Below are 6,850 nucleotides of genomic sequence, written 5' to 3'. Positions count from 1 at the left end.
CGCGCGCGGGCCGCGGACCGCGGGACGGTGCGGACACCCGATCCGGAAGCGGATGTCCGCCACCTCGCAGAGGGCTTCGCCCGGCGCGGCGCACGACGGCACGCGGCGGCGGTTCTTGAACTCGCCCGTGTGTGGCAGCCCGATGTCCTGGTACGTGACGAGGTCGACTTCGGCACCGCGATCGCGGCCGAATCGCTCTCGATTCCCTGCGCGACCGTCCTCGTGCTCGCTGCCGGGGGCTTTCTGCGCAAGGAAGTCGTCGCCGAGCCGCTGCACGAGCTGCGATCCGCGTACGGTCTGCCGCCGGACCCCCAACTCGCCATGCTGGACCGGGACCTGGTCCTGTCACCGTTCCCGCCGAGCTTCCGAGACCCGCGCTCCCCTTGCCGGCCCACACCTTCTCGTTCCGGCCGACGACCGCCGGCCCGGCCGACACGGCGCCCCGCACACCCACCGTGTACTTCACCCTCGGCACCGTGAACAACACCACCGACCTGTTCTCCCGCGTCCTGGCCGGACTCCAGGAGCTTCCCGTGAACGTGGTGGTGACCGTCGGCGAGAGCGTCGACCCCGCCGAGCTCGGGCCGCTGCCCGCCCATGTCCGGGTCGAACGGTTCATACCGCAGGAGCTGCTTCTGCCGCGGTGCGATCTGGTCGTCTCGCACGCGGGCTCCGGCACCGTCATGGGCGCGCTCGCCCACGGCCTGCCGTCGGTCCTGATCCCCGTCGGCGCGGACCAGCCGTACAACGCGCGGCGATGCCTCGACCTCGGGACCGCCGAGGTTCTGGACCCGCTCACCGTCACCTCGGAGGAAGTGCGCACGACGGTGTCGGCGGTGCTCGCCGACGGCGCCTACCGTCGTGCGGCCGAGCGGGTCGCGGAGGAGACCAACACGCTGCCGGGACCCGAGCGGACGGTTCCCCTGTTGGAGCAGATCATCTAGTGGTCGTGCTGGTGATGGTGCGCGTGCTCCTCTTCCGGCTCGCCGTGATCCGGTGAACCGCCCATCATCCGCAGCATCGCCGGGCCGCCGCTGCGCAGGAACCGTACGAGCAGACTCGCGGCCAGCAGCAGGAAGACGATGTTCAGCCAGGTCGTGTAGTTCCAGGTGATGCCCTCGTCGGGGATCTTCGCGTCGGCCTGGTCAGGGACGAGCCCGAGACCGCCGAAGGCGAACTCCACGACATAGCCGGCCAAAGCCATCGCGGTGAAGAAGGTGACCAGCAGGAAGCCGGCCATCCGGGCGCCGTAGTACTTCCGGTAGATGTTCAGGATCGGCAGGATCAGCAGGTCGGCGTAGATGAAGGCGATCACCCCGCCGAAGCTGATGCCGCCCTTCCACAGCACCACCGCGAGGGGCACGTTGCCGATCGAGCAGACGAAGGTCGCGATGGCCACCAGGGGGCCGACGAGCGGTCCGACCAGCTTCGCGGCGAGCGGATGGTCCGCGAGGAAGAACGTGTGCCAGAAGCTGTCCGGCACCCAGGCGGCGATCGCCCCCGCGATCAGCAGCCCCGCCACCAGGTCGCGCAGGATCGCGGCCCACTCCATCACGAAGATGTGCGCGACGGACGTGAACCCCGCCCGCGAGAACAACCGCCGGACGAAGCCGCCCTCGCCCCCGATCGACATGTCCATCGCCGCGTGCCCCTCCATGGAACCGGCCACCCCACGCTCGGCCTGCTCCTGCGCCTGGTTCAGCAGACGCTGACGCAGGAAGAGCCGGAACAGCACGGCGAGTACGACGATCATGATCGGCCCGCCGACGAACTCGGCGGCGGTGAACTGCCAGCCCATCAACAGGGCCAGGATCACGCCGAGTTCGACGACCAGATTGGTGGAGGCGATCTCGAAGGCCATGGCGGCGGTGAAGTTCGCGCCCTTGCGGAACAGTGAACGGGCGAGCGCGACGGCCGCGTACGAGCAGGAGGACGAGGCCGCGCCGAGCCCGGCGGACAGCGCGAGCGTGCGCGGCCGGTCGTCACCGAGCAGCCGTACGACCGTCGACCGGCGCACCACCGCCTGCACGACGGCGGAGAGCGTGAAGCCGAGGATCAGCGCCCAGGTGACCTCCCAAGTCATCGAACCGGCAATGGACAACGCGTGCCCGATCGCTCCCATGAACCCGCCCCTCTCCGGTGTCCGTCGGCCAGGACTATACCCATAGGGGGTATCCGGCGCATGTACTGCGACCGGACGGGGGGAGTGACATCGGGCATGTTGCCCCGGGTGGCGGGGCCTATTCGATGCGGCGCTTGTGGCGGCGCAGGGCGAACCCGCCCGCGAGAGCCGCCTTCACCGCGACGATCGTCACCAGGAAGCTCGCCACCCAGCCGGTCCACGGCATCCGGGTGAGGACGGCTCCGCCGAGCGCCAGATGGAAGGCTACGGCGATCACCACCACGCCGATGGCCACGAACCGGGCCCGGCCGCCCCGCCCTTGGCGCACTGCGACCGCCTCGCCGGACACCTCGGACGGCTGCCACTCCACCGTCAAGGGGTCCCGCCTGCTGAACCTGCCCAGGTGTGTGGTGACGAGGTCCCGTAGTCGCCCCAGGTTCTCCGGGGTGTCCGCCTCGACGTGCACTGTCAGCACGCCCGGAGTGGCCCGCAGGGTGCACCGCCCCCAGGGCAGGTCGAGCGTCCCATCGGTGTCCGTCCACTCGATGTGGATCTGGTCGGGCCGCAGCTCGGGAAGCGTGTGCGTCGTCGGGGACCGGGCGTCGTCGTCGGTGCTGTGGGCGCGCGGGCGGTGACCCAGGTGGCGGCCCTTGTTGTCGAAGTGTTTGCAGAGCTGTACGAGGTATCGGCCGGGGCGTTCGGTGGCGACGCGTGCTTCGGCGGTGAGCATCGGTTCCTCAGTTCGGTCGGACCCGGGAGTTCGGGTGCGGGTTCGGGCGGCGAGGCTCCGCGTCCTGTCCGCGTCCGCCGTCCTCCCGAAGCTTTATCGATACACTCTGTCGCTGTCAATGCATCATGTCTCGACGGTGGCGACGCGTATGCTGAGGGGGTGCCGAAGCTCTGGAACGAGACCATCGAGGAGCACCGCCGCGCTGTACGCGACGCGGTGCTGGAGACCACGGCGGTGCTGGTGACCGAACGCGGACTGCGCTCGGTGACGATGTCGAAGATCGCCGAGGAGAGCGGGATCGGCCGGGCCACGCTCTACAAGTACTTCCCGGACGTCGAGTCGATCATGACGGCGTGGCACGAGGAGCAGATCACCGGGCATCTGCACGAACTCGCCGAACTCCGGGACGGCCCCGGCAGCGCGGGCGACCGGCTGCGAGCGGTACTGGAGGCGTTCGCGCTCATCCAGCAACGGCGCCACGGCCACGGCCCCGAACTCGGCGCGCTGCTGCACCGGGGCGCCCATGTCGCCGGCGCCGAGCAACACCTCCACCGCTTCCTGAGCGAACTCCTGGCGGAGGGCGTGCGGGCCGGCGACATCCGTGACGACGTCTCCCCGGACGAACTGGCGACCTACTCCCTCCACGCCCTCGCCGCGGCAGGCGTCCTGCCCTCCAAGGCGGCGGCACGACGACTCGTCTCGGTCACCCTCGCGGGGCTGCGCCCGACGGCCGCGGAATGACGGGACTTCCGGGCTTCGACGTGTTGCTGGCCCGGTTGGCGAGTCACCGGCAGCTGGACATCGCCGACCTGTCGAGGTCGGCGGCGATCCCGGAACCCGAACTCCGTGCCGTGTTCGAGGGAGCGGTGCCGAGCCCTTCGCTTCTCCGGAGGCTCGCGCCGATGCTGCAGCTGCACGCCGCCGACTTGTTCGTGATCGCGGACGTGCCGGTACCGGACGAACTGGCCCCGCTGGACACGCGGGCGGGAATGCTGGTCGCGGGCCTCGTGAAGGACGCTGTCGTCCTGCCACCGGAACACGTGCGCCGACTGCGTCGACTCGCCTGTTCGCTGCCCCAGGAGAACCGCACGGAGCCGGTTCGGACACCGCGGATGCACGAACGGTTCGAGCGCGGTCCTGGTCGTGTGCTCATAGGCATGGCCGGCAACCGCAACCTGAGCTGGACCGGGATCGCCCAGACCTTTCTGTGCCTGACGGGCCGGTACTGGGCCGCGTCCACATACGCAGCCGTGGGCAGCGGCCGTAAGGAACTCACGCCCGACCTGCTGACCGACTTCTCGACCGTCCTGAGTGTTCCCGTCGGCACCCTCTCCGTCCTCACCGGTGTCGACGTCCCCGACGGGCCCCCGCCCCGGAACCCGGCGGCGGTCGACGTGGCCGAACTGCTCTGGGACGTCCGTCGCCTGACGATCGATCAGGTACGACAGGTCGGCGACATGGCACAGGCCCCGCCGCGCGACTGAGCGGAGGGGATCGGCGGCTTCGCGTTCAACCGATCGGTTGAACGCGACTTCAACCTCTCGCGCATCCCTCGCCCCGTACGGACGACGCGAACGCCCCCTGGGCGGCTGAAGAATCACGAATGACCATGGCGCCGGGTTCCCGCCCGCGCAGCCCATGGCTTCGAGCCCCCCATCAGAGAGGTCCCACAGCGTGTCCAGCTTCCTCAGCAGACGACGTGTACTTGCCGGCGGAGCCGGTGCCGCCCTCGGAATGAGCGTGCTCGGTGCCACGGCCACGACCGCCTCCGCTGCCCCGTCCCTCCGGTCGTCGCGGGAGGAGACCAGGACGCTCGACGAGCTGTACCGGGCCGCCCTCGCGGACGGTGGCAAGCTCGTGATCTACGCCGGTGGTGACACGCCGACCCAGCAGGACGCCACCAAGGCCGCCTTCCGGAAGCGTTTCCCCGAGATCGATCTGACGCTGATCGTCGACTACAGCAAGTACCACGACGTCCGCGTGGACAACCAGTTCGCGACCGGCACCCTGGTACCCGACGTCGTACAACTCCAGACCCTGCAGGACTTCACGCGCTGGAAGGAACAGGGCCGACTGCTGCCCTACAAGCCGGCCGGGTTCTCGAAGGTCCACGACGGCTTCAAGGACCCGCAGGGCACCTGGGTCGCCATCGCCGCGGTGGCCTTCAGCTTCCTGTACGACGTGGCCGCGGTCGGCGCGGACGCCCCGAAGTCCCCGCTCGAACTGGTCGACCCGAAGTGGAAGGGGAAGATCGCCTCGCCGTACCCGCACGACGACGACGCGGTCCTCTACCTCTACTCGCTGTACGTGCAGCAGTACGGCTGGGAGTGGGCCGCCGCGCTCGCCGGGCAGGACGTGCGGTTCGCTCGCGGCGCCGACTCCCCGATAGGCGCGGTCTTCGGCGGGGAGAAGGTGATCGGCCTCGCCACGGCGGGCACACCGGTCTCCACGACTCCCGTGAAATGGGTTGTCCCCGAAGGCCACCCCTTCATGGCCTGGGGCCAGCGCGCGGCGATCCTGAAGCAGGCCAGGAACCAGACGGCCGCCAAGCTCTACCTCAGCTGGCAGCTGTCCGACGCCCAGCAGCGCGCGTCCTTCAACGGCTGGTCGGTACGGACCGACACCACGCTCCCGGCGGGACTGAAGCCGATCTGGGAGTACCCGAACGCACACATCGACGACTTCCCCCGCTTCATGGCCGACCGCGCGGCGATCGAGCGCTGGAAGCAGACCTTCGCCCTCTACTTCGGCGAGGTGAAGGGCGATCCCACGCCGGGCTGGCCGGGGCTCCACCCGGGGGCGTGACGGACCCCACTGTTCACACCGGTCATACAGGTGGTCGATAGACTCGGGAGCCCTGTCCGGATCTTTCGGCCCAAGGGGATCTGCCGTGTCCGCTCGCGTTCCACTGACCGCTCGCGGCAGTCGGCACACCCTGGAGCACGTCTCCCATCTCGCGTTGTTCCTCGTCGTCGGGGCGGGCTTCGTCCGGCTCGCCCTGATCGACGTCCCCTTGTGCTGGTACATCGTGAGCGTCAGCGGAGCGCTGGCACTGGTGTACGCGGCCGGGCTGACGTGGTGGGACCGGCTAGGGTCGCTCGGCAGGCGCGCGTGGGTCCCCGTACTGGTTCTGCTGTGGACCGTCCTGACCTTCCTCACCCAGGCACCGCTGACAACCGCCTACGTGTGGTGCGCCGTTCCGCTCGCCTGCGCCGCCCTGCGTGTGCTCGGCCGACGGGCCGCCGTGGTGACGGTGGCCGTGATCACCGTCGTACTCGTCGGGTCGCTCGTCCGGTCCACGGGCCGGTTCGATCCCGAGGTCGCGCTGGTCCCCGCCGCGGCGGTGTGGGCGACCGTCGCCCTCTACCGGACCCAGCAGCGGGACGCGGCCGTCCGCCTGCGGCTCGTGGAGGAGCTGCGGGACACGCGGGACACCCTCGCCGAGCAACAGCGTGCGGCGGGTGTGCTGGCGGAGCGGACCCGTATCGCCCGCGACCTGCACGACACGCTGGCCCAGGAACTCGCCGGCAGCGTGATGCTGCTCCAAGCGGCCCAGCGCGACTGGGACGAGCGGCCGGACCAGGCACTCACCAGGGTCCGCGCGGTGGCCGACGGTCTGGGCGGCAACCTGGCGGAGACCCGGAGGATCATCCGCGATCTCACTCCCGCCGCCGTCGCCGAGGAGGGCCTGGAAGGCGCACTGCGTCTGCTGTGCGCCCGATCGGGGACCGAAGGCGCCGCAGCCGGCGTCCAGTTCCGCACGGTGGGCGCGCATCAGCCGGTACTCGACGACCACACGGCCACCGCCCTCTTCCGCGTCGCCCAGAGCACGCTGGCGAACGTGCGCGAACACGCCCGCGCGGGGAGCGTGTTGGTCACCTACCGGCGGCACCGGGACCGGGTGGAACTCGAAGTGAGCGACGACGGGCTGGGCTTCGACCCCGCCGCGGCCTTCGCGGTCGGCGCCCGCGCGGACCGCGGATTCGGGCTGCCCGCGG

The 6,850-nt window shown here is 70.2% G+C and carries 8 protein-coding genes; 5 read left to right on the top strand and 3 right to left on the bottom strand.

The genetic code is table 11. The annotated features are described in order from the left end of the window. Nucleotides 1–276: hypothetical protein (locus R6V09_RS42055; protein ID WP_317886759.1), on the bottom strand; the 276-nt coding region annotated here is incomplete at its 3' end. A gap of 107 nt (nucleotides 277–383) precedes the next feature. On the opposite strand from R6V09_RS42055, the gene R6V09_RS42050 reads away from it, so the two are divergent. Next, nucleotides 384–944 carry a glycosyltransferase gene (locus R6V09_RS42050; protein ID WP_317886758.1) on the top strand — a complete coding sequence of 187 codons (561 nt, stop codon included), beginning with the start codon at nucleotides 384–386 and terminating at the stop codon, nucleotides 942–944. Here R6V09_RS42050 and R6V09_RS42045 read toward each other — a convergent pair. Both R6V09_RS42045 and R6V09_RS42040 read right to left on the bottom strand, forming a co-directional pair. Next, entirely contained in the window at nucleotides 941–2,122 is a 1,182-nt protein-coding gene (locus R6V09_RS42045) for a permease (RefSeq protein WP_317886757.1), read from the bottom strand. The genes R6V09_RS42050 and R6V09_RS42045 overlap by 4 nt on opposite strands. Nucleotides 2,123–2,240: 118 nt before the next feature. Next, nucleotides 2,241–2,852: a DUF2218 domain-containing protein gene (locus R6V09_RS42040; RefSeq protein ID WP_317886756.1), complete on the bottom strand. Its 612-nt coding sequence runs from the start codon at nucleotides 2,850–2,852 to the stop codon at nucleotides 2,241–2,243. Nucleotides 2,853–3,011: 159 nt separating this feature from the next. Between R6V09_RS42040 and R6V09_RS42035 the strand changes: the two genes are divergently transcribed. The 4 genes from R6V09_RS42035 to R6V09_RS42020 all read left to right on the top strand — a co-directional run. Then, nucleotides 3,012–3,593 carry a TetR/AcrR family transcriptional regulator gene (locus R6V09_RS42035; RefSeq protein ID WP_317886755.1) on the top strand — a complete coding sequence of 194 codons (582 nt, stop codon included), beginning with the start codon at nucleotides 3,012–3,014 and terminating at the stop codon, nucleotides 3,591–3,593. Next, a complete protein-coding gene (locus R6V09_RS42030; RefSeq protein WP_317886754.1) occupies nucleotides 3,590–4,336 on the top strand; it encodes a hypothetical protein in 747 nt (248 codons plus the stop codon). Before R6V09_RS42035 ends, R6V09_RS42030 begins: the two co-directional genes overlap by 4 nt. 190 nt (nucleotides 4,337–4,526) lie before the next feature. Continuing rightward, nucleotides 4,527–5,657, top strand: a complete 1,131-nt coding sequence (locus R6V09_RS42025) for an ABC transporter substrate-binding protein (protein ID WP_317886753.1) — start codon at nucleotides 4,527–4,529, stop codon at nucleotides 5,655–5,657. Between the two features lie 85 nt (nucleotides 5,658–5,742). Next, on the top strand, nucleotides 5,743–6,850 hold a 1,108-nt coding region (locus R6V09_RS42020; RefSeq protein WP_317886752.1), incomplete at its 3' end, for a sensor histidine kinase.

The sequence above is a fragment of the Streptomyces sp. W16 genome, assembly GCF_033194735.1.
Lineage (GTDB): Bacteria > Actinomycetota > Actinomycetes > Streptomycetales > Streptomycetaceae > Streptomyces.
Note: the sequence above shows the minus strand (reverse complement) of the source record. Positions and strands in the feature narration are given on the sequence as shown.

Bases quoted from the DNA above. Each gene is read 5' to 3' on its own strand.
- R6V09_RS42045 (WP_317886757.1), bottom strand. From the start codon at position 2,122: ATGGGAGCGATCGGGCACGCGTTGTCCATTGCCGGTTCGATGACTTGG.
- R6V09_RS42040 (WP_317886756.1), bottom strand. From the start codon at position 2,852: ATGCTCACCGCCGAAGCACGCGTCGCCACCGAACGCCCCGGCCGATAC.
- R6V09_RS42030 (WP_317886754.1), top strand. From the start codon at position 3,590: ATGACGGGACTTCCGGGCTTCGACGTGTTGCTGGCCCGGTTGGCGAGT.